The following is a 22,839-nucleotide window of genomic DNA, read 5'->3' as shown; positions in this document are numbered from 1 at the left end:
GCTAACCGATTGTTAAGCCCGTCCTGCGAAGGATGTGCGGCAGAAACGGGGCAGAAGCCCCCAGGATCGGGAGACCAATCTTGCCGCAGCTGATGGCCATATGGACCGGGCTGACCCCGCGCCGCCGGATGATCGTGATTCTCGCCACGCTCGCCATGTTCGCCGCTGTCCTTGCCCTGTCCCGCGTGGCCACGACGCCCCGCATGGCATTGCTGTATTCCGGGCTCGACGCCTCGGCGGCGGGGGATGTGATCCGCTCGCTCGATCAAAGCGGTGTCGCCTACGAAGTGAATGGCCCCGCGATCTATGTCGACGCCCGCCACCGCGACTCGCTGCGCATGACGCTGGCCAGCGAAGGCCTGCCGGCGAACGGCGCGGCGGGCTACGAGTTGCTGGACGGGCTGTCGGGATTCGGCACCACGTCGCAGATGTTCGACGCGGCCTACTGGCGCGCGAAAGAGGGGGAACTGGCCCGCACGATCCTGGCCAACCCGCAGTTCCGCAGCGCGCGGGTGCATATCGCAACGCCGTCCGCTCGACCCTTTGCGCGGAACGTGACCGCCTCGGCCGCGGTCACCGTGGGCGGCGCGGGCGGCGCGCTGGCACCCGCCCAGGCCAAGGCGCTGCGCTATCTGGTGGCGTCCAGTGTCGCCGGCCTGTCGCCCGAAAACGTCTCGGTGATCGACGCCAATACCGGCACCGTGGTGGTCGACGACGCGATGCCGGGCTTCGGCGGCGATACCGAAGACCGTGCCGAGGCGCTGAAGGCCCGTCTGGAACGGCTGTTGGCCGCGCGGCTTGGCCCCGGCCGCGCCGTGGTCGAGGTCAGCCTGGAAACCGAGATGCAAAGCGAATCGATCCGCGAGCGGCGGATCGACCCGGATTCCCGCATCGCCATCAGCTCGGAGAACGAGGAACGCTCGACCAGTTCCAGCGATTCGGGCGGGGCGGCCGTCACCGTGGCCTCGAACCTGCCCGAGGGCGACGGCTCGACCAACCGCCAGGCCCAGCGCAAGGAAACCGAAACGCATGAACGCGTGAATTACGAGGTGTCGCAGACCGAGCGGGAAATCCTGCGCGCCCCCGGCGCGATCAAGCGGCTGAGCGTCGCGGTGCTGGTCGACGGGGTCAGCGCAACCGACGATGCCGGCAACGAGACCTGGCAGCCCCTGCCCGATACCGAGCTTGAAGCACTGCGCGAACTGGTCGCGTCGGCAGCCGGCTATGACGAGGCGCGCGGCGATGTCATCACGCTGAAATCCATGCCGTTCGAACCGGTCGACGCCCTTGGCACCGGCCCTGAAAGCAGCCTGTTCGCCGAGGTCTCGCTGGACCCGCTGACCCTGATCCAGCTGGGTGTCCTGGCGGTGGTCGCGTTGATCCTGGGGCTGTTCGTGGTCCGCCCGATCCTGGCCGGATCGGGCCGCGCCGGCCCGCCCGCCAGCCTTCCGGCTCCGATGGCCGCCGGCGACGAACCGACCTGGCTGGATGGCGAGATCGACCCCGATGACGGGCCGGCCGGCCTGCCGATGGCGACGATGGCGATGAACACGCTCGATCCGTCCGAGTTCACCGATACCGGGTTCGGCGGGGCCGATGCCGACCCGGTCGAACGGCTGCGCGAGCTGATCGAAAGCCGGCGCGAGGAATCGGTCGCGATCCTGCGCGGCTGGATGGAAGAACGGCAGGAGAACGCGTGATGAGCCGCCTGAACCTAGAGGATTTCTCGGCCCGCCACGTGACAGAGGCCCCGGCCGCCCGGCCCGCCGAGCCGGTCGAGACCGCGGAGACCCAGGATGTCCGGCTGAACGCCTTCGAGGACGGCTACAAGGCCGGCTGGGACGACGCCACGGCCGCCGAAACCCAGGGCCGCGAACGGATCGCGGCGGACTTCGCCAAGACACTGCAGGAAATGTCGTTCAGCTATCACGAGGCCCGCGCCCATGTCCTGGGCGCGCTTGGCCCGTTGCTGACCGCGATGGTGGAACGCGTGATGCCGCAGCTGGCCGCCGCCGGCTTTGCCCGCACCGTGGTCGAAACCGCGATGCAGCTTGCCGAGGCCCAGGCCGACCGCCCGGTTCGGATGCGGGTCTGCCCCGAGAACCGCGCCGCGCTGGAAGACCTGGTCGGCGCCGATCCCGGCATGCCCGTGGTCATCGTCGCGGACGACACGCTGGGCCCCGGCCAGGCGCTTGTCTCGGCGGGCGAGGCCGAACGCGAGATCGATATCGACGGGATGCTGTCGGCGATCCAGACCGCACTTGACGAATTCCTGACAACCCAAAAGGAGGCACGCCACCATGGCTGAGTCCATTTCCGACGGCCCGGCCGAGGCGCTGGGTGCAAAACTGCTGGACCAGGTCCCGATCGAGATCACCGTTTCGGTCGGCAAGGCCCGGCCGCTGTTGCGCGACCTGCTGCGGATCGACCGCGGCGGCGTGCTGCCGCTGGACCGGCGCATCGATGACCCGGTCGAACTTTATATCGGCGACCGGCTGATCGCCCGCGGCGAGCTGCAAGAGGTCGAGGGCGCACAGCCCGGCCAGATCGCGGTGCGCCTGACCGAGGTGATCGACACCGTGAAAGGCGGCTGAGACATGCGCACGCCCCTGATCCTCGCCGCCGCCCTGCTGGCCGCGCTTGCGCTGCCGGCCGGCGCCCAGGAGATTTCGGTTTCGCTGGGCGAGGGTGGGTCGCTGGCGGGCCGGGGGGTGCAGCTGATCCTGCTGGTGACCGTGCTCAGCCTGGCGCCGGGCCTGGCGATCATGGTCACCTGTTTCCCGTTCATCGTGACGGTTCTGGCAATCCTGCGCCAGGCGATCGGGCTGCAGCAATCGCCGCCCAACATGCTGATCGTCAGCCTTGCGCTGTTCCTGACCTATTTCGTGATGGAGCCGACCTTCACCCAGGCCTGGCAGGACGGCGTGACGCCACTGGTCGAGGAAACCCTGCCCATCGAACAGGCGATCCCGCGCATCATCGACCCGTTCCGCGCCTTCATGGCCGCGCGCGCCGAGGCCGACACCTTCGTTTCGCTGGCCTCGCTGCGCCCCGAGGCCGATCTCACCGTCCCGATCGAGGAGGCGCCGCTCGCCGTCCTCGTACCCTCTTTCCTGCTCAGCGAGATCGGCCGCGCCTTCGAGATCGGCTTCCTGATCTTCCTGCCGTTCCTGATCATCGACCTGGTGGTCGCCGCGATCCTGATGTCGATGGGCATGATGATGGTGCCGCCGGCGGTGGTGGCGATGCCGTTCAAGCTGGCCTTTTTTGTGGTGGCCGATGGCTGGAGCCTGATCTCCGAAGCGCTGGTGCGCGGCTACTTCCCGTCCGGCTAGACCCGCCTTCGCGCCGCGAATTGGCCTTTCCGGCCGCACCGCGCGACAGCGCGAGGCGCCCCCTTGTTTCCCACTGCGTTTCCCGATCCGCCCACGGGACGGGCCGGTCGCCACTTGCCGCGATCGACGGCACAGCCCGGCTGACGCGCCTGCCGGTTTTCGGCCCATGGCCCGGGCGAGCGGCCGGGTCAGGCAGAGGGCTGGCCGGGGTCACGACCCCGCGGCCACACCGGCGGCTGGGTATGCGCGCAAGCGCAGTCGGTCGCGATCTTCCAAGGCGTCATGCGGAGTCCACCCTTGGCGGGCATCTACCGAACACACCAGACGCCATGAAAGGCAACGGGCTGTGGAAGCGGAGTTCCTTGCGCCGGCGACACGAAGAACCGCAGCGGAAACGCCCCTGCCGGTGTCCGCGCGGAATGGTAACGCGCGGTTCTGGGGGCGGAACACGACGCGCACTTGCCAAACGGAATGAAGGTAGATCGCAACAGCCGCGAAAGGACTGCCCCGGGTCAACCGACCGCCGCGCCGCGCGGACGTGCCTCAGCGCACCACGAATTCGGCGTGAAGCGCGCCCGCGGCCTTGATGCTTTTCAGGATGTCGATCATGTCGCGCGGCGACACGCCCAGCGCATTCAGCCCCGCGACAACCTCGGACAGCGAGGCGCCCTCGTCGATCTCGGCCAGGCCGATCCCAGGCTCTTCCTGGATGGTGGCATTGGTGCGCGGCACCACGACGGACTGGCCCTGCGAAAACGGGTTGGGCTGCACGACCAGCGGCTCTTCCTCGATCCGCAGGGTCAGGTTGCCCTGGGACACCGCGACGCGGGAAATCCGCACGTCCTCGCCCATAACGATGGTGCCCGACCGCTGATCGACGACCACGCGCGCCTTGCGCTGGGGTTCGACGGTGATGGCCTCGATCCGCTGCAGGGCGTGGGCCGGCGACGGTGCCCGCGTCGCCCCGATATCCAGCAGGACGGTGCCCGCGTCGATCATGCGGGCGACGCCGCGGCCATAGCTGTTGTTGATCGCCGCTTCGATCCGGCCGGCGGTGGTGAAATCGGGGCTGCGCAGCGCCAGCCGCAGCGAGGTCAGCGTGCTGAAATCGAAATCGATCTCGCGCTCGACCCGCGCGCCGGAGGGGATCACGCCCGCGGTCGGAACGCCCTGGACGACGGACGCCCCATCGCCCTCGGCCGAGGCGCCCCCGGCGATCACGGTGCCCTGGGCGACGGCATAGATCTGGCCATCGGCGGCATTCAGCGGGGTCATCACCAGCGTGCCGCCCAGCAGGCTTTTGGCGTCGCCGATGGCCGACACGGTGATGTCGATCTGCGACCCCGCGCGCGAGAAGGGCGGCAGGGTCGCGGTGACGAAGACCGCGGCCACGTTCTTGGGCCGGAATTGTTCGCCGGTAACGTTAACGCCCAGCCGTTCGAGAATGTTGGACATGATCTCTTCGGTGAAGGGCGCGTTGCGGATGCCGTCGCCGGTGCCGTTCAGACCCACGACAAGGCCGTAGCCGACAAGATCGTTGCCCCGCACCCCGTCGAACTCGACAAGATCCTTTATGCGGATCGGGGTGGCACCGGCCGGCAGGGCCAGCACGACGGCGAGAAGGGCAAGGAATAGCCGGCGTAGCATCAGATGTAATCCGCAAGGCTGAGGCGCGACAGGCGCGCGGTGATGGTATAGACCGTCTCGAGCTGGGCCTCGACGGCCTGGAATTCGGTCGCCGCGTCGTAGGGATCGACCGAAAGCATGTCGAGGCGGGCAAGGTCGAGCATTTGGCGGCTGGCGGCGTTTTCGGTTCCGATGGTTTCGATGCGGGCCTGGGCGACGCCGATTTCACCTTGCAAGGAGACAAGCTCGGCGGTGTTGGTCAGCAGCTGTTCCCCCGCCGCCCCAAGCAGTTCGGCACGCTCGTCGAGATCGCCCGAGAACAGGTTTTCATCGGACAGAAGCGCCCCGGCCACCAGCCCCTTCAGAACGTCGCGGATCACCGGGTCGGACGCGGTGACGTCCAGGGTCATGCTGTTGCCCTCGTTCAGGCGCACCGGGCCGGCGGGGTTGTCGGACCCGATATAGCCGACCGTTTCGAACCCGCCGCCCGGCGTGTCGAACCAGGCGTCGATGGCCGCAACCACGTCGTTGGCCGTGGTCAGGCCGGCAATCGCGGTCTGCACCTCGGCCAGAATATCCGCCCCCGAGGCGAGCGCCGCGCTGTCGGTGGCGGCCCCCGCGAACAGGCTGCGGCCGCCGACCTGGATGTTCAGCGTCGCCACCGTAAGGTCGAGCCGTTCCTTGGATTCGCGCCCCAGCGCATTGACGGTGCGCGCATCGTGCATGGTGGATGCGTTCAGCATGCTGCCACTGAGGGTCTGCCCGGTGTCGTACAACCGCGACAGCGCGGTCTGCATCGCGTCGGTGGTCAGCGCGGCCTCCTTGGTGGCCAGGTCGTAGGAGTCCATCACCGCGAGGCTGCGCTCGATCGCGCCAAGAGCGCGGAAATCGCCGCGCAGCCGTTCGGCCGGATTGGCGGTGACGCCGGTCGTGACCTCTTCGCCCAGGCGGCTGAGGCGCGCCTTGATCTCGGCATTCTGGGTGCGCATCGCGAAACCGCGGGACAGATCGCCTATGGAAACAAAGGACATGGCTCAGATCTCCATCAACGTCTGCATCATCTGGTCGACCGCCTGCATGACCTTGGCGTTGGCGGCATAGGCCTGTTCGAACAGCATCAGGTCCTGCAGCTCGGCATCGGTATCGACCCCGCCCGCCAACTCGGCCTCCTTGAGCGCATTGGTGCGGGCGAGCGAGAAACTCTCGCCCTCGATCGCGTTCTGGGCCTGGACGGAAATGCGCGACACCGTCTCGGAGGCGAGACCGGCGGCCGAGAAGACCTGGCCGGAAAACGGCCCGGACACCGCCGTCCGCCCGGTGGTGAGGGCATCGGCAAAGGCGGTCAGAAGGGTCGAATTGCCGACCTCGCCCACGCCGGCCGCCCCGAGACCGTCGCGCAGGCGCCAAACCGCGCCGCCCTCGGCCGGATCGACGGCGGCGTTCACGGCGATGCGTTCGGACAAACCCAGTTCGTCGAGCGGATCGAAGGCCGCGCCGCGGTCGGTGAACAGGCCCGCAGCCCCGGGCGCAAGGCTCGCGTCAAGCGAGGGGCCGGAGAAACGTTCGACCAGGTCACGGGCCAGCGCATCGAGATCGGCCTGGGCCGAGGGGGCGGTCACGTCGCGCGTTTCGAACAGGGCACCGAGGCGGCCGCCGCCCATCGGCGCGAACCCGCCGGTTGCCTTGACCGGCTCGCCGTTCATGGTCAGGCCGGACAGCGCGCCGCTTTCGATGGTCATGTCGGCGACGATCATCCCGGCGGGCTTGAACGCGAATTCCGAGGCCTGGGCGTCAACCAGCGCGGCGCCGGTTTCGGTATACAGGGCGATGGTGCCGCCATCGCGGGCGATCTGGCGCAACGGCACGATCTCGGCGATCCGGTCGACGAGGATCTGGCGTTGATCGAACAGCGCGCTGGTGTCGACATTGCTTCCGGCATGACTGCGGATTTCGACGTTCAGTTCGGCGATGCGGGCAAGCGAGCTGTTGAGCGTTTCGACATCCTGGGAAATCGCGTTCTCGGCATCCATCCGGACGGACTGGATGTCGCTGGCGGCGGCCTGGATGGTGCCGGCGACCCCCTGGGCGGCCGACAGGACATCGGCGAGCCGGGTGGTGCTGTCGGGCCGGCTGGCCGCGGAGACGAGGCTGGATTCCAGCGCCGCGATCCGCGCGGCGATGGAGTCGGCGTCATCGGGCGTACCCAGCGCCGCCTCGATCCGCGACAGCGCGTCGGCGCGTGTCTCGGCCTGGCCGGTTTCGGCCTCGGAGAGGCGGCGGTCGGAAATCAGCACGAGGTTCGTGTCGCGGCGCACGCCGTCGACCCGCACGCCCCCGCTTTGCCCGCCATTGACGGCCGCCGACGTCTCGAGGACGCGGCGACCATACCCTTCGGTGAGCGCGTTGGAGATGTTCGACGATACGACCTGGGCGCCCCGAGACGCGGCATTGAGGCCGGACAGGGCATTGGAAAGGCTTGTGCTCAGGCTCATCTCTCACCTCGCTTTCACGCCGGCCGCGACATCGCGGCCTAGCGCTTGATGTTCGTCGTCTCCTGGAGCATCTCGTCCACGGTCTGGATCACCTTGGCGTTCGACGAGTAGGCCCGCTGGGTCTGGATCAATTCGGTCAGTTCGTTGGCCACGTCGGTCGAGGATTCCTCGAGTGCGTAGCTGATGACGTCACCGGTGGGCCCGTCGCCGGCATCCCACAGGAAGAACGACCCGCTGGTGTCCGACAGCGTGTAGATCTGGTTGTCCAGCGCGACGAGACCGTTCGGGTTGGGCACGTCGATCATCGGGATCTGGTAGATCGTGCGGGTGATGCCGGTGTCGAAGTTCGCCTTGACGAAGCCGTTCCCGTCCACCTCGATCGAGGTCATGTTGCCGACCGGAAAGCCGTTCTTGCTGATCGCGGTGGGTGCGAAGCTGTCGGAGAGCTGGGTCATGATGCTGCCCGTGCCCGCAGCGCCGATATTGATTTCCATCGCGTCGCCATTGGCACCGACATTCACGGTCAGGACGCCGGTGCCGGAATCCCAAGCGCCCGCCCCGGCCGCCGTGCCGGCCGCGGTCAGGGCCACCGTGTCGAGCGTGCCGCCATTGCCCTGGGTGTCATCGAAGGTCAGCGTGTATTCGCCGATGACCGCGCCGCCCAAGGCGCTGTCGGTCAGCGTCATGATCCACTGGTTGGACGCGCCGGTCCCGGGGACGACCGGATCATAGGTGACGCCGATGCTTTGCGACGTGCCCAGGTTGTCGAAATATTCAACCGACAGGGTCAGCGGCGTATCGGCGGCCCCGGCGATGGTTTCGGTCGCGGGCAGGTTCACGCCAAGGGTGATTTCCGTCGTCGGCTCGGCCGCGAACTGGTTGGTCTGGATCTGCACCGGGCTGAGACCGTCGGAGGTATCGCGCGGATAGGTCGGGATCGTGCCATCGGCATTGGCCGGCCACCCCATCAGCACGAGGCCCGTCGAGGTGCGCAGGATGCCGTCGGCATCGGTGCGGAACGAACCGGTGGTGGCCAGGTACATCGGGTAGTCGTCGGTATCCGAGATCAGCGCCGTTTCCGAGGTCACCGGAAGGAACCCGCGGCCACGCACCGCAAGGTCGGTCGCGTTGTTCGTGGTTTCCAGCGCCCCGGCCTCGTCGATCAGCCGCGAGGTCGTGATCCGCACGCCGCCCGCGGAGTAGGTGCCGCGCGTGCTGTCGATGACCATGGAATGGAAATCCGCCTGGGCCCGCTTGTAGCCGTAGGTCGACGAGTTGGCGATGTTGTCGGAAATGGTCGCCAGCCGGTTGGCGTTGGCCGCAAGGCCCGCAACACCGGCATTAAGCGAGGAGGAAATCGTCATGGAAGCACCTTTCTGCTGCTTGGTCCCCAGCCGACAGCACCGTTACATCCCGACATTTAACGTGGCCCTAATATCTAAAATCCGCCCCATTACGACGTGTCCGAGCGCAGCAGCACCAGTTCGAGCCGGTTGTTGCGCGGTGCCATCGGCGTCGAGACCGCGGGTTTGCGGTCGGCATAGCCGCTGATCCGTTCGAACCGGTCGGAGGACAGGCCCGCCGCCTCGAGCATGCGGCGCACCGCATGCGCCCGCGCGGTGGACAGGTCCCAGACCGGGTTTTCGGCCAGGACGACGGGCCGCGCGCTGACATAGCCCGAGACCGACACCTCGTTCTTGACGATGGCGAAGGCTTCGCCGATCACCGCGATCAACTCGTCCAGAACCGGCATGGCCTCGGTCCCGTCCGCGGAGAACAGGGGCGCCTCGTCGAGGTCGAAAATCTCGACGATGAGACCCTCGTCGGTCAGCCGGGTGATGATGTGGCGCAGCAATTGTTCGCTGAACACGGTCTCGCCGCTTTTGCCGTTCAGCAACTCCTCGATCTCGCGCAGGGCCTGCGCCTCGGCCTGGGCCTGGGCGTCGTCCTTCTTGTCCGCCGACTCCTGCGCACCGACGGTGCCGCGCGCCTGGCGTTCGGGCGTGGGGCTGGGTTGCGCGGCCCCCGTGCCGGTCTGGGCAAGGATCCGTTCCGAAAACACGCTTTCACCGCCAAAGGCGCCCTCGCCGCCCCCGGACACCCGGTTCACCGGGATCGTGGGATTGAAATAGTCCGCAATCCCCTTGCGTTGTTTTTCCGTCGTCGCGTTCAGCAGCCACATCAGCATGAAGAAGGCCATCATGGCGGTCACGAAGTCGGCATATGCGACTTTCCACGCCCCACCGTGGTGTCCGCCGCCGCCCACTACCTTCTTACGCTTGATGATGACTGGCGCGCTGTCTGCATGCGCCATAGCACCACCTTCGTATTCACCCCACCCCGGTTCTGGTGAGCGGCCAACGGCATGGTGGTAACGGTGAAAAACGGCGGAATTCAGGCGCCAAGGCGCAGATCTGCGGCCTTTTCCGCGATCACTGTCATCGGTGTATCGGTTGCCGTTCGCCGATACAGGCGTGGACGATCGCAGGGATTGCGGCGGTCTCGACCCGGATCTCCGAGGGGTAGGGCGACAACACCCCTGCCAGTGCCCGCGCCCCACTTCGGGATCCGGTATTCTCCCAGCCGCGCACATCCTCGACCCAGGTCATCGCCTCGACCATATTTGAGTCGAGGCCTTCGAGCAACTTGTCGATCTATGCGCGTTCAGCGCAGGAAACGAGGGACGACCTTGACCATTGAAGCCCTGTATCCGCACCTCGCGATCAACGAGGGCGCAGAATCGGAGCCTGGCGCATGCGCCAGGCGAAGGAACCGCGCTTCAAGCGCGCGCCCAGCATGGCCGCGCTGCCCGTTCCCATCGCGGGAAGCGGCGATCTGGACGCCCTGCGGGCCTTCGTGAATGTCGGCACCGATCGGGACTTCCGGCTCATGGTGAGCTGGCTCCTGGGCTGCCTGCGGCCGAGCGGCCCTTACCCACTCCTGATCCTGACCGGTGAACAGGGCAGCGCCAAGAGCACCACGTCGAAGGTTCTGCGGGCCTTGGTCGATCCGTCCACCCTCGAAACCCGGAGCTTTCCCGGCGACGAACGCGGCCTGGTGATCGCGGCCCAGGGCGCGCATGTCCTGGTCTTCGACAACCTCTCGCGGATCAAGCCCAGCATGGCCGATGCGCTGTGCCGCCTGGCCACCGGGGGCGGATTCGCCACGCGCAAGCTGCACAGCGATGCCGACGAGGTGCTGGTCGACGCGACGCGCCCCTGCATCCTGAACGGCATTCCCGACCTGTCGGAACGCGCCGACCTGGCCGACCGGGCAATTGCCCTGACGTTGCCGACCATCTCGGAAAGGCACCGCCACGGACTGGATCGCCCATCTAAGGCACTGCTACCCGGCCCTGACCGACGCAGCCGACGGCTTCCCGCGCAAGCCCGCCGCCTTCGGCGCATCGCACCGCTCCTGCGTAAGCGTCGTCTGACGGTCACCCGGTTTTCAGTTTGACGGCTGGAAGTTCCACGGGAGCAGGTCGTCGAGCCGGCTTTGGGGATGGCCGTTCGCGATGGCCTCGAGGGTGGCCTTGAGATAGGCGAAGGGCTCCACGCCGTTGATCTTGCAGGTCTCGATCAGCGAGGCGATGCGGCCCCAGGTCCTGCCGCCCTCGTCATGACCGGCGAAGAGTGCATTCTTGCGATTCAGGGCAATCGGACGAACCAGATTTTCGACGGCGTTGGAGTCGATCTCGACGCGGCCGTCGGTCAGGAAGGTCTGCAGCCCGTCCCAATGGTCATGGATATAGGCGAGCTTTTCGCCGAGGCGGGACTTGGCGGAGACGCGCAGGCGTTGCGCTTGCAGCCACTCGCCGAAGGCGGTGACCAGAGGTGCGGACCGGGCCCGACGGGCCGACAGGCGCTGGCCGGGGGCGCAGCCGCGGATGTCTTTCTCGATCGCGTAGAGTTCGGCGATCCGGCGCAGGGCGAGCCATTGGTGCGCCATTGGTTCAAGCACAATGGCGAACGGCGGCGATCTCGGAGCCGTCGCGGTCGAAGACCTCTTTCAGCTTGCGCCTCGCATGTCCGCCTGCCGTCCGCCGCCATATTCAACAGGGCTTCGCGGGCGGACAGGGCGGACGGCAGAAAGGTGAATGCAGGAGGGTGAGGCTTCGCGTGCACCCAGTCCATTGCCGTGCGGCGTATATGGCGCAGCACCGGCCTTCACCTCCCATGGAAGAGGTGGGCGGGAAGCGGTCATTGGCTGCGTGTCCTCGCTCGCCATGTGTCAGGTCTGGAAGATGACCTTCCCGGAGCTCTGGATATCGCTATTGGATTTCCGGTTTCAGTTTCGCGCCATAAGGAACTCAGCCACGGCCTGGTAGGCGGGCAGCGAGGTCGGGTCGATGAAGCCGTTTTGTGCGCGCGGGAACGAGGCCAGGCGGACCAGCACCATCTCGGCGGTGGGATCGACGTAGATCGTCTGGCCGTGCACGCCGCGCGCGGCATAGGCGCCGTGATCGTTGTGGAACACCCACCATTGGCTGGTGTAGCTGCCGTTCGGGATCGTCGGGAAACCGGCGAACTTGGACTGGTCGCCCCCGGCTGCAATGCTTTCTACGACCTCTGCCGGGAACAGGCGCTCGCCATTGATCACGCCGCCGTTCAGCATCAACAGCCCCAGCCGACCCAGGTCACGCAGGCCGGCCGTCACGCCACCACCGGCAAAGGGCACACCCTTGCCGTCGACCGTCTGGTAGGCATCCTGCTCGGCACCCATGCGAGTCCAGAGCCGCTCTGAGGCAAGCTCGGTCACGGCTTTGCCGGTCACACGGGAGATGATCCAGCCAAGCATGTCGGAATTGATGGTCTTGTAGTGGAAGGAGATCCCGTGCTCGCCATCGGGCTGAACCTGCTGAAGGTACTCCCAATACCCGTTGGGTCCCTCGTACCCCTCCGGCTTGGGCAGCGGGCTTGCCGCGGCGGAATACAGCCAGATGTCCGCGTTTGGATCAGAGTAGTCCTCGGAATATCGAACGCCTGTGGTCATATCCATGACCTCGCGCACCGTGGCGGTGGCGAAGGCGCTGTCGCCGATTTCGGGGATCACGTCACGCACCAGAAGCGTTTCGTCCAGCGCGCCCTCCTGAACCAAGATCTCGCCCAGGAGTCCGGTGATCGACTTCGTCATCGACATGATGGCGTGCTTGCCGCTCTCTTCGAGACAACCGAAATAGCGCTCGTATACGACCTGTCCCTTGTGGATGATGAGCATGCCATCGGTGTAGTTGGCATAAAGCGACTCTTCCCACGTCATGGCCTGATCGCCGTTCACCGGCATGAATGTCAGATTGTCGATCTCGGACCGCAGGTCCGCGAACTCTGCCGGTGTGGGGTAGTCCAGCGGGACCGGCGCGCCGAGCCCGCGGCTGATCTCTTCGGTGGGAAGGAACTCGCGAAGGTGACAGACTGACCAACGAAGCTTCGGAAAGCTGAAGTAGTTGGAATCGGGCTGCGTGATCAACTTGTCGGGCGGCGGTGGAAAGCCTTGCATCCAGCCCATCGCGTTAGGGTCGGAGTCCTGCGCCGTGAGCGGCACCGCCTGCGCATCCGCACCGGTTGACATCGCGAATGCCATGGCAACTCCTGCGGCCAATGCGATCATATCAGAAGTTGATGACGACATTCACGAAGCCTCCTGTCCATGGATCTGCGCTCCCGCCCACGACATTGTCGATGCCGTCTCCCGGAAAGGAGACCGAGACGCCAGCCGTCAGGAACGTGTTGCGGTTGATGATACGGCTGTATTCCAGGAACAGGTCGTCGGCGAGATGGGCGTCGGTGACACCCGAGACCACGTTCCCGTTCAAATCGACGCGGGTTGCCTGGCCGAACTGGACGGGGCTGTTCAACTCGTTCGCCCGGATATGGGCATACCGAAGCGTCCAGGTGTCTTGCCGGGTCGGCTGAACCCGAAGCGCAAGGGTCAGCGCGTTCACGTTTGAATTGATGAAGGTCGAGGCGGACTTCGATCCCGTCGCCCAGGCACTCGGACTTCCCTGATAGTAGAGCGGGTCGAACCGTTCCAGGGCCGTCGTGTTCGGATCGTCCCCGGAAAATGTCTGGTAACCGAGGGTCAAGTTCGGCGACCAGGGCACATTAGCGAACGTGTATCCGGCTGTTACCCGCCCGGCCCAGGCGTCCAGATCGATACGGTCATTCCACTGGCGGGCAAAGTCTGCGGTGAAGACCCAATTCTCCAAGGCGCCCGCGAACGGGTTCGTCTTGGCGTAAACACTCACCGTGTTGGTTCCATCGCGCGCGCCCGGTGTAACCGTGGGCGCGCCCACGCCGCCCGGCGCAGCCTGCGGATAGGGCGAGTCGGACTCGAGCACATTCACGAATGTCGCCCCGAGATAGCCCCCTCGCGGGTCGTCGTAGCGCAGATCGAAACCTGCCAGTTCGTTGTTCCCGTCGGTAGAAGGCAACTCGTTCGGGTCGAGGTAAAATGCCGTTCCAGTGATGTCCCCGAAGGAGAGGCGGCCAATCACCGCCATTTCCCAGGCCTTGCGCGGGCCGAACTTGAGGGCGCCACGTTCGAACCCGCTGGTCGCGCCGTTCGCGATCAGCATGCCAGTGCCGAGGGTCAACTCACGCGGCCCCAGCGACAGGTCGTACGACAGGTCTGGACCAAGGTCGCCACGGATGGCGAGATAGGCCTCTTCGAGAGTGGTGGCTCCGGTATCGCCCGTGTCGAACGCGTCGGTTCCCCAGGTGTAAGACGACACGGCAGAGAACTTTCCGTAGAACACGGCGCCCGTGTCCAGTTGGTACTCGAAGCTGATGCCGGGCTTGATGTAGCCTTCCAGCCAGTTGGTATCCGGGTCGAAGCCACTGCCCGGGTTGGTCGTCGCCGCCAAATCCCAAAACAGGTTGCGCTCGGCAACGGCATTCACACCGAATTGGAGATGCCCGCGCAGGGTCAGGCCGTCTTGTTCGTAGAGCAGCATCGGATCGCGCTCTTGCGCCTGTGCCGGCAGCACTGCGACATGCGCGAGGATCAGGGTACCGGCACAAATTCTGGTCATGTGCTTCTGCACAAAGACGACCGCACGGCGCGCCGCGTCGTCGCGAGATTGAGCCCGCGCGGGCAATGAAGATTTCGACGCCATGAACGTCCGCCCAATGATGTTCCAAGCGGAGTGTTGACTAAGTCTAATTGCATGAGAAGACTTTCTTCGCCCAAAATGGGCAAAGCTGGAGGAGCATGCGCGATGCCGTCACGCGATACCGCGCAAGGCGCGTTCATCAAATCCAGTTTCGGGACGGTCTGGCCCGTCCACCTGGCGGGGTTCACCCGCCTGCTTGTGCAGTTGCGGAAACGTTTCGACGGCGACCTCGACCTTGTTCTGGTCCTGGCCGTAATCGGCAGCAGGACGCTGCCTGAGCGATGGGTGCCGGCGCTGGACGAATTAACCCAGATGACCCGACTGGACGACACGGAAACCAGGCAGCTTCCGATCAATATACAGTCGGTGGCCGAGTACTCGGGCATTCCGAGAGAGACGGTGCGGCGGAAGGTGGTCACGTTGCAAGAAAAAGGATGGGTCGCAAGAGGGGCGGATGGGTGCCTTACCGTCACCCGTGGCGCCGCTTGCGATCTGGAAGCCGCGACTGGTGACACGATCGCCTCTCTCGCGTCCTTGCTGCTGGCTTTCGAGGCCGCGAAAGTCGCCGGAGCAGATGAAGAATGACTTTGACGATTTATGCGAGATTTCGCTTTCCCCGGTCCAGCGGCACTTTTGCAATTGCGCCTAAGGGGCACCGAAAGCGCCGCCTGGCGAAACGCCGCTGGATTGGACAGAGAAAACCGCTTAACCGATCACAGCGAAAACGGCCCAAAGCCGTCGTCAGGCGGTATCGATCCATGCTGCAGCGCGGCCCACCGAAGAACGCCATGCCCAAGATCACCAAACGCCTCGTCGACGCCGCCGAAGCCCGCTCCGCCGAATACTTTGTCTGGGACAGCCAGATCCCTGGCTTCGGGCTGCGCGTGCTGCCGAGCGGGCGGAAGGGCTACGTGGTGCAGTATCGCGCCGGACGCCGGTCGCGGAGGATCAGTCTCTTCGCGATTGCGTCCTCGATCTCGATCAGGCGCCGGGTGTCGTCAGGCAAGCCGGGGGCGTTCGCGGCCGCGCAGGCCGCGTCGGGGGTGTTGGTCATGGTCGGTCTCTCGGGTCTGGCGATGTCCGGGCCGCCGCGAGCTATCCGCCCGCGGCGGCCGAGGGCGTCAGCTCTTGCGGTTCCAGGGCGCGGTGGCCGGGCGGGCGGGCGCCGACTGCGCGGGCGCGCTGGCCGGCTGCGTCGCGGCGGGCTTGTGCGGGATCGTCTGCGCCGGGGCCTCGGGCACCATGTAACGGATCGTGTTGCGCTCGCCGTAGCCGTCCTTCGGGGGCTTCACGCCGACCTGGATCGTCATCGGGATCAGGTGCAGCTCCTCGCTGTCGTTCACCTGCAGCTTGCCCGTGGCGTGGCAGATCGCCGACAGCGTGCGCTGCGCGATCTCGACCGTGGTCGGGTTGGCGTTCACCAGGTTCAGCTGGTCGAAGACCTTGCGGCCCTGCTGCGGCCCCTCGAGGACGTCGAGCATCAGCCAGAGATACTGCCCCTCCCGGTCTGCCCGGTCGATCCATCGACAGCAGCAGACACTGCCCAACGCCATGCCGATCTGGCGGAGAAGCTCGGACGCTTTGACGACAGGTTGGAGCGTTTGGACGAGGACATCGCCGCCGTGAAGGCGAAAATCACCCGGCTCTCGGAAGACGCTAGGATTGCAAGCGACGAAGAGGAACAGGCGGCGCGGACCCGACGTGACGCCCTTTGGCAAGCACATCGTGAAACCCTGACATCAGAGAGCGCGGACAGCTTTGCACCGTCGATGAAAACGGTGGACGACATCAACGCCGCGCGTCTCGCCCACGCGAGCGAGCTCGGCGAACTGCGAAAGCTCCTGCAGGATCTGGCGGACGCGGAAGCACGCGCGACGACGACCCGGGAACAGCGCGATGGGCTCGCCGAGCAGGCACGAGAGCTCGAGAGACAAGTCCACGGTCTATGTTCGCAGATCGGACTTCCGGCGCTTTCCCCTTCGGCTTTTTCGGACTGGGTTGCGCTACACAGCAAAGCCATAACCGCTGAGCGGCAACGGAACAGGTTTGTCGAACACCACCGGGAGACGCTGGATCGGGCAGAGCAGCTTCGTCAGGCGCTCACGCCCCTCGTCGCTTTGGAGACCCCGACATTGGATGCAGCGTTGCTCGCCGCGCGACGTCTTGCCGAAAACGAACGGCGCCACCAGGAAGAGGTGCGGGCCGCCTCAGACAAGACCACCGCCCTCGAGGAGGATCTCGAACGCCGGCAAGGCGAACAGGGAGTCCTTGAGGACACCGCCGAGAGGACTGCTGCGGCCTGGAGCGCAAAGGTACACGAACTTTTCGGCGAGATGCTCTCACCCGACCAACTTGCCGCCGGTCTCGGGCAGCTGCGCGAACTACGCGAACACAACGAGAAGCGGCGACAAGCCGAACGTCAGGTTAACACGATGAAGGACGATCAACGCCGGTTCACGGAAGCCTCTGGCGCCCTTGGTGCACGTTTCGGCATCGGGGAGAGCGACCCTCTCGACACATTCCGGCGCCTGCGGGAGCTCGCAGAGCAAGCGCAGGCTGACAAGTCACAGCACGAGAAGCTCGGTACTAAGCTTGAAGACGGTGAAAAACGGCGAACTGAACTCGAGGCGAAGCTCGAAGACATCGACAGGAAAGTGGCGGAACTTGGTGCGGTGTTCCCGGAGACGGTGGACACCAGCACAATCGACGCCCTTCGGGTCGCTGTGGGCAAGGGCCTCGACATCATCGCAAAAAGAGAACGGGTCGCCGAGCTCGAACGGCAGATCCTCGACGACCTCTCGCTGAGGAAAGTGGAGGAAGCCCGCCAGCTACTTGCCGATGAAACCGCTACAACGCTCGAGGCGAAAGCGAAGTCCCTAGACACCGATCTCAACCTCGCGGAAGAGCGGATGTCCACCGCCACCGTGGCCCGAGCCAATGCCGAGCGGGACCTCGGCAGTGTTACCGGCGGCGCAGAGATCGCCGACCTGGTCGAGCGGCGCGCCACGTTGCAGATTCAGATCGAAGAGGCGGTTCTTGACTATCTGGAGTTGGACTTCGGTCTACGCCTCGCCGAAGATGCCATCCGCCGCTATCGCGACAGGCATCGGAGCGACATGATGGCATCCACAGAGCGCGCCTTTGCGGAGCTCACGAACGGCGCCTATCAGAAGCTGCTGACGCAACCGGACGGTGGTGCTGAAATCTTGTTGGCGGTCGATGCGAGCGGCACCGCCAAGCAGATCGGCGACATGTCGAAGGGAACGAGGTTCCAACTCTATCTGGCGCTGCGCGCAGCGGCCTACGAACAAATGGTAGCACAGGGCGTTCAGCTACCCTTCTTTTGTGACGACGTTTTCGAGACCTTCGATGAGGACCGAACGCGTGCCGCCTGCCGTCTCATGGAACGGATCGGCCGGAGCGGTCAAGCGATCTACCTGACTCATCACCGCCATGTCGTCGAGATCGCCAAGGAAGTTTGCGATGTCCAGCCTTATGTACACGAACTTTAGAGTTGCCGTGTCCGAACTGCTCTCATTTACTCAATTGCCCGTTTTGCGAATACGGAAAATCGACGAGGCCTTAAGACTCAGATCGGTCCGAAGAGCCTTGATTTGATTTGTTCACGTGAACGAGTATGTCTGGAACTGATAAATTGCCTTTGGACCGGGCATCTCGCAGCAGTAGGAGGGCGGCAACGACAGCATCCTTGCCTGAAACGCAAAGATGCTCTTTGGCTTCCCGAGCACCTATCGGAAGCCTTGTATCGATCTCACTAAGGAGATCCGCTTCAATCTGACGCTTCACAGCAGTTTCTACTGCTGCCGCCTCAGCATTCTTTACCACTGCCCGCCAGATGTCCAATCTTCGACTGCGAAACTTCAGAAGATCAATTCCTGGATTTCCGATCTTCTCTGCGCAGTCCTGTACAATAGGATCGAACCGATGTGCTTCCCATGTTTGGCTGACCTGCAGATGTAGATTAGAAACGAGCGCTGGACCGTCGATTGGGTCATCTAGCAGATCACATGCATCGATAGCTCCTTCTAAAGTTGTCCGAAGCCGATCAGCGAGAAAATGGCAAGCGGCGGCATAGTGCTCGGGTTCTCTCGGAGATCCCTTACCGCAGGCTTGCCCGAACCACCTAGCGGCACCCGCCGCCGTTTGAAGGTCGCGCTTACTGTTTCCCAGATTGTGGCTCAGATAGGTTCGCAGAAAACCGATCTCGCGCTTGTAAATATCGTTGGCGCGTAATGGCGGCAGGTTCGCAAGGTATGGTAGCGGAATGCGGGCTGCTTCATTCACCAATGCATACGCCCAATTCACTAGCCTGTAGAATGCCAACTCTCCATCGAATGCTTGCGGAAGGCGGAGCGTAATCTCATCACAACCTTCAGAGACGTGCACAGCAAGTCGCCTTCTCAGCGTCGCGTACAGGTCAGACAGGTCAATCGGCGAAGTCGTGCTCATCTCGGGTATTCGGCGACCGGTCCAATGTAGTTGAAGGCGATCCAGAAGCGGTTGAGCTGACGCCCGGGACTGATCTGTTCTGACCGGAACTCGTGTTCAAGCAGTCCGATCTGCGCTTCCAGGCCATCAACATCGACAAGCCAGCGATCTCCGCCTAAGTGTCGGCGCACGCGTCCTGAATAGTCGATTGGCCGTCCGTTGATACCTGTTGAGATCAACTTTCTGATAACACGCGAGCGATCCTCGAATTCGGTGTCCCTCGCGAGGTCACGAAAAAGATCCGCTGCACCGCGGGTATCTCCTGACAAGAATGCGAGCACGGCCTCCAAGTATCTATCCTGGTTGCGAACAGCATCGCCAAGTCGCTCGTTCTGCGTCGCTACCAGGTCGTATAGCTGACTGGCCATTGTGGCATCCGAGGGGGTGCGCCCTCGTTCTCCACGAAACAATCGTTGTCTAGTTGCGACTAACCAGCGCATGCGAACGAGTAGCCGAAGGCAACGAACATCGCGCATTGCTTCCATGTCTTTTTCAAGAATTCGGGCAGCCTGCAGGGCTTTTGAAACTTGATTTTCAGTGGCTAGCTCACCGTCAGAGACGTCTGGTGCAAGCTGGCGGGCGCGCAGAAAAGCGGCAGTCGCAGGAGCAACGGCATCAAGACTCGTCAATGCGTCCTCGCCCAAAGCTTTATCCTCAAGAATGCTCGCGACCTTGTGCCGACGCTGCTGGTAGCGAACCCTCTGTTCTGGCCGCAGATTAATGGTTTCGGCCAGATCGAGTGTAGAATAGAGATCAGCAACCAGTTGGGCCTTGTGTAAATCCGTACTCTCGCCCTCGAGCACGTCTAGCGCTGTCCACAACGCAACGTCGATCGGATGGTAATCATCGGTCAACGCAGTGGCCCGCAGGCCCGCCTGGCGTGCGGCTTCATACTCCGACCACATCGTAGGATCGCCGGTCCGCGCTCTTTGTACAGCGAGGTAACCGTAGATCGAGGCTCGCTCGACGCTAAGGTTCAATCTATTGCGCTTACCGACATGCATCTCACCCGACGCAGCCAGTCTTATGGCTTCCTCAATGACGCTTCTAGCTGTGTCGAGAACCCTTAGGCGTTCTTCCTCTGGCATTTGGTCGGGAGAGTCCGGCCCATCCTGCGAAAAGATGGCCTGTCGGTAAAACACGCACTCCCTGAGCATGAGAGACGCATCACATATTCCACGTTGCTCCCTGAGATAGCGAAGCGCATCAGCAAAACGGAGGTAGCCCTGCTTGTAGGCTTGCCCGCGCGGTCCATCACGATCCAGTTTCTGGAGAAGATCGATAAGGAAAGAACGCTCGTGCGCCTGCTCAATACCCTCGAACTGCACCCCGCGGATAAGATCGACGACGCATTCGATTTCCCGGTCGGTACCAGCTAGGCGCCGACGGCAAATCAGCTCAGCCTCAAGCTGCAGCCGTGGAGAGATCAGCAGGTCAGAGCCTTCGGCATCGGCCGTTCGCCAACGAAATAGATCAAGATTTTCAAATAGGTGACCAACCGTAGTGTAGTCCAAGTGACCTACTTGACTGCTGAGCACTCGTATCAAGAGGTTGATTGGCACCGGTACGCCTAAGCGACCGGTTACCATCACAAGATCGATAAGTCGTCCGGCGACATCTTCGCCAAGCTCTGCCCCTTGTGTGTCTTCATCGAAGATTGAGAAAGATTCGCCGGCAAACCCAACCTGCAGGAGTTGCTCGGCGAGTTTCGAGGTGTTTGCGGGTCGCGGCGTCGTTCGCGCCCGCTCGCGAATAAGGGCTTCCGCACGTCGTGCTTCGGCGCCAATTCCGTGAGCGACGCGCGAGCGTCCCCAGGATAGCTTGCGATACACCCAAGCAAGCATGTTCCAGCCGTCTGGCACTGTGCCTACAACTACCTCGCCTGGAGCCATCTGCGCGATCAACTCGCCAAGCGCGGCGGTCTCCTCCGGCGACAGCTCGACAGGCGCTTCAACCGCAAAATCTTGACCCTGAAGATATCTATCCTCAATCCGATAAGTTGTACCCACGGTAGTGACTTTCCTGCCTCGGCTCTGCAAAGCAGAGGTCAACTCGCGGTAGCGGTGTATCGGCAGGTTCGCGTCGCAGACTAGAACAGTTGTCGGAGCCCCCGCCTGCTCCGCCTCGACGCAAAAAGCATCAATATCCGCGAAGCTGGGAAGCCGATTGAGACATATCAGCACCGGTAAGCGGAGCCGCGTGCGTATCAGCCAAGTGAGCCGAGCAAGGGCAATGCTTTTTCCCGTTGCAGATTGTCCGTGGAGAACCACGAGACCGTCCGATTTATCGGCCCTACGCACGGCTCTCTCGAGCAAGCCCAAGAGGTCCCGTTCAAACCCCCGTTCAATAGCAAAGCCGCGTTCGATGCCTTCGACGAGGTTCCGGAACCCCCCGAGATCACCGTGGAACACCCGGAACGCCTCGGCGAGTTGATCTCCATCGAGCGCGGGTGGTTGCGCCGTCCAAGTGTCATCAACGATATTGGCTGAAGCCTCGACACGAAGACGCAGCTGCGGCGAGATATCGATTGCACCATCTGCAGTGGTTATGCGTGCAGGATCTTCCGGGGCGGATACTTCTGAAAGATCAAGAAGACCCTCTGCCTCCAGCGTCGCGACACAAGACCCGAGGGAGACTTCCGTCGTGACAAGTGCGCCTGTTTCTTGCATCGCGAGCGACAGGTCTGTCGACAGTATCTGTGGAGCCTGAAACCAAAGCACCTGCATACCTGGCTGACTTAGCAGCGCAGCGAACAGATCGTCGATTCCGAGCCAGTCTCCGTGCACATCAACACCATCGATGATAACGAGACCGTGAGCCGTCGCAGTGTCCGCGACGCGGTTGAGTAACTCGCTAGCGTGGGTCTGCTTGCGCAGCGCAAGTTCAATTCTTGAGCTTGGAATTCGAGCCTCGGGTGCGACCTCGCTCAAGCGTCCAAACAGGTGGTAAACTGGAGGTCGTGATTTGCTCCGCGAAACCCGGGCGTAGTGATTGCGCGATAGCACTGCCTCTGGTTGCCGGCCGCGAGTTGAAAATCGACTGGCAAATCGCGGATCGATGGACGAGGTAAAGACAGCGCTCCATGGAAGCTCAATTGCGCGCAACGCAATGGAATTTGGGGCCATGCGGTCGAAGCGCTCCGCAAGAAATTCCTTGTCTTCGTCGTTGAGCTGATGGTCGAGCACTTGGCGCCAGCCGAAGCGTTCACCAGAATGGGCTATTCGTTTCTTGAAGAGCGTCAGCACATTCGATGGCGCAGGAGGAACCGCAAAGTCCTGTCCAGCTACAAGCACAATTGGTTTCTCTTCGCGGACGGCGTTGAGAAGAAGTTCTGCTGCAAGTCCTTGCATGTGCTGCGAATGCCCTTCGACGAACTCGGAGTTTGGCACAGCGCTTTGCCGCTCTCCGTTGGGTATTAGATTTCCCTCATACCCTACAGAGCGCCGGATGCGTGCGCCAGATGCGGATGATCAACCACACCCGAGAAACCTTAGCTGTTGGGCGAATGAAGGTCAGTTTCTGATCGCCAAGACCGCTCTCGAAGTTTGCGATAGATGGATTGCTTGCAGCGCAAGCGTACAGTGCTTCAGGTCGTGGAGACAGGTGTTCTGAGTAAGTTTACGCGACGATATGAAGGAGTTCGGCCCCTCTTGCTTCCACAGTGTTTCTGGCCTGCCCCCTGAAAAGTGGTCCTCCCTGAAGTAGGCTTTCGAGCCAGATGGAGGACGAAGGAATGCCCCAGAAGAAGCACAAGCCCGAAGAG

18 protein-coding genes and 1 pseudogene are annotated in these 22,839 nt (G+C 63.6%); 7 read left to right on the top strand and 12 right to left on the bottom strand.

Going from position 1 to position 22,839, the window contains the following annotated elements; translation table 11 throughout:
- Positions 1–80: 80 nt before the first annotated feature.
- From fliF to fliP, 4 genes are read left to right on the top strand one after another with little or no spacing between them, the layout of a single operon-like run.
- On the top strand, positions 81–1,700 hold the full coding sequence (gene fliF / locus EV662_RS16470; protein WP_132464947.1) for a flagellar basal-body MS-ring/collar protein FliF: 1,620 nt from the start codon (positions 81–83) through the stop codon (positions 1,698–1,700).
- A complete protein-coding gene (locus EV662_RS16465) occupies positions 1,700–2,308 on the top strand; it encodes a FliH/SctL family protein (protein WP_132464944.1) in 609 nt (202 codons plus the stop codon). Before fliF ends, EV662_RS16465 begins: the two co-directional genes overlap by 1 nt.
- A complete protein-coding gene (locus tag EV662_RS16460; protein WP_132464941.1) occupies positions 2,301–2,594 on the top strand; it encodes a FliM/FliN family flagellar motor switch protein in 294 nt (97 codons plus the stop codon). Before EV662_RS16465 ends, EV662_RS16460 begins: the two co-directional genes overlap by 8 nt.
- Positions 2,595–2,597: 3 nt before the next feature.
- A complete protein-coding gene (gene fliP, locus EV662_RS16455) occupies positions 2,598–3,335 on the top strand; it encodes a flagellar type III secretion system pore protein FliP (protein WP_132464937.1) in 738 nt (245 codons plus the stop codon).
- Positions 3,336–3,878: 543 nt separating this feature from the next.
- Here fliP and EV662_RS16450 read toward each other — a convergent pair.
- From EV662_RS16450 to EV662_RS16430, 5 genes are all read right to left on the bottom strand, one after another.
- Complete coding sequence (locus tag EV662_RS16450; RefSeq protein WP_132464934.1) at positions 3,879–4,982, bottom strand: flagellar basal body P-ring protein FlgI; 1,104 nt, start codon at positions 4,980–4,982, stop codon at positions 3,879–3,881.
- Complete coding sequence (locus EV662_RS16445) at positions 4,982–5,992, bottom strand: flagellin (protein ID WP_132464932.1); 1,011 nt, start codon at positions 5,990–5,992, stop codon at positions 4,982–4,984. Before EV662_RS16445 ends, EV662_RS16450 begins: the two co-directional genes overlap by 1 nt.
- Before the next feature lie 3 nt (positions 5,993–5,995).
- Positions 5,996–7,453: a flagellar hook-associated protein FlgK gene (gene flgK, locus EV662_RS16440; protein ID WP_132464929.1), complete on the bottom strand. Its 1,458-nt coding sequence runs from the start codon at positions 7,451–7,453 to the stop codon at positions 5,996–5,998.
- A 38-nt stretch (positions 7,454–7,491) separates the two neighbouring features.
- Positions 7,492–8,817, bottom strand: coding sequence for a flagellar hook protein FlgE (locus EV662_RS16435; RefSeq protein ID WP_132464926.1), 1,326 nt, complete (start codon positions 8,815–8,817; stop codon positions 7,492–7,494).
- 89 nt (positions 8,818–8,906) lie between these two features.
- Positions 8,907–9,767, bottom strand: coding sequence for a flagellar motor protein MotB (locus EV662_RS16430; protein ID WP_132464923.1), 861 nt, complete (start codon positions 9,765–9,767; stop codon positions 8,907–8,909).
- Between the two features lie 440 nt (positions 9,768–10,207).
- On the opposite strand from EV662_RS16430, the gene EV662_RS16425 reads away from it, so the two are divergent.
- Complete coding sequence (locus EV662_RS16425) at positions 10,208–10,912, top strand: P-loop NTPase family protein (RefSeq protein WP_132464920.1); 705 nt, start codon at positions 10,208–10,210, stop codon at positions 10,910–10,912.
- On the opposite strand, the pseudogene EV662_RS16420 reads toward EV662_RS16425, so the two are convergent.
- The 3 genes and pseudogenes from EV662_RS16420 to EV662_RS16410 form a co-directional block, all read right to left on the bottom strand.
- Positions 10,904–11,407, bottom strand: a pseudogene (locus EV662_RS16420) (IS66 family transposase); the annotation flags it as partial. The gene EV662_RS16425 and the pseudogene EV662_RS16420 overlap by 9 nt on opposite strands.
- A gap of 336 nt (positions 11,408–11,743) precedes the next feature.
- The gene (locus tag EV662_RS16415) at positions 11,744–13,036 is read right to left on the bottom strand and encodes a serine hydrolase domain-containing protein (RefSeq protein WP_243695882.1); all 1,293 of its coding nucleotides are present in this window, start codon (positions 13,034–13,036) and stop codon (positions 11,744–11,746) included.
- 28 nt (positions 13,037–13,064) lie between these two features.
- Entirely contained in the window at positions 13,065–14,570 is a 1,506-nt protein-coding gene (locus EV662_RS16410; protein ID WP_243695881.1) for an alginate export family protein, read from the bottom strand.
- 102 nt (positions 14,571–14,672) lie between these two features.
- On the opposite strand from EV662_RS16410, the gene EV662_RS16405 reads away from it, so the two are divergent.
- Positions 14,673–15,152: a hypothetical protein gene (locus tag EV662_RS16405; protein WP_132464914.1), complete on the top strand. Its 480-nt coding sequence runs from the start codon at positions 14,673–14,675 to the stop codon at positions 15,150–15,152.
- 322 nt (positions 15,153–15,474) lie between these two features.
- On the opposite strand, the gene EV662_RS19635 is transcribed toward EV662_RS16405, so the two are convergent.
- The gene (locus EV662_RS19635; protein ID WP_165915635.1) at positions 15,475–15,621 is read right to left on the bottom strand and encodes a hypothetical protein; all 147 of its coding nucleotides are present in this window, start codon (positions 15,619–15,621) and stop codon (positions 15,475–15,477) included.
- A 67-nt stretch (positions 15,622–15,688) separates the two neighbouring features.
- Entirely contained in the window at positions 15,689–16,120 is a 432-nt protein-coding gene (locus EV662_RS16400) for a DUF669 domain-containing protein (protein WP_132464911.1), read from the bottom strand.
- A gap of 48 nt (positions 16,121–16,168) precedes the next feature.
- Between EV662_RS16400 and EV662_RS16395 the strand changes: the two genes are divergently transcribed.
- Positions 16,169–18,079, top strand: coding sequence for an ATP-binding protein (locus EV662_RS16395; protein ID WP_132464908.1), 1,911 nt, complete (start codon positions 16,169–16,171; stop codon positions 18,077–18,079).
- A 70-nt stretch (positions 18,080–18,149) separates the two neighbouring features.
- Here the strand turns inward: EV662_RS16395 and EV662_RS16390 are convergent, their stop codons facing one another.
- On the bottom strand, positions 18,150–19,037 hold the full coding sequence (locus EV662_RS16390) for a hypothetical protein (RefSeq protein ID WP_132464905.1): 888 nt from the start codon (positions 19,035–19,037) through the stop codon (positions 18,150–18,152).
- The gene (locus EV662_RS16385; RefSeq protein ID WP_132464902.1) at positions 19,034–22,426 is read right to left on the bottom strand and encodes a hypothetical protein; all 3,393 of its coding nucleotides are present in this window, start codon (positions 22,424–22,426) and stop codon (positions 19,034–19,036) included. Before EV662_RS16385 ends, EV662_RS16390 begins: the two co-directional genes overlap by 4 nt.
- Positions 22,427–22,839 lie beyond the last annotated feature (413 nt).

The organism is Rhodovulum marinum (assembly GCF_004343075.1).
Lineage (GTDB): Bacteria > Pseudomonadota > Alphaproteobacteria > Rhodobacterales > Rhodobacteraceae > Rhodovulum > Rhodovulum marinum.
This window is presented reverse-complemented; position numbering and strand designations above follow the sequence as displayed.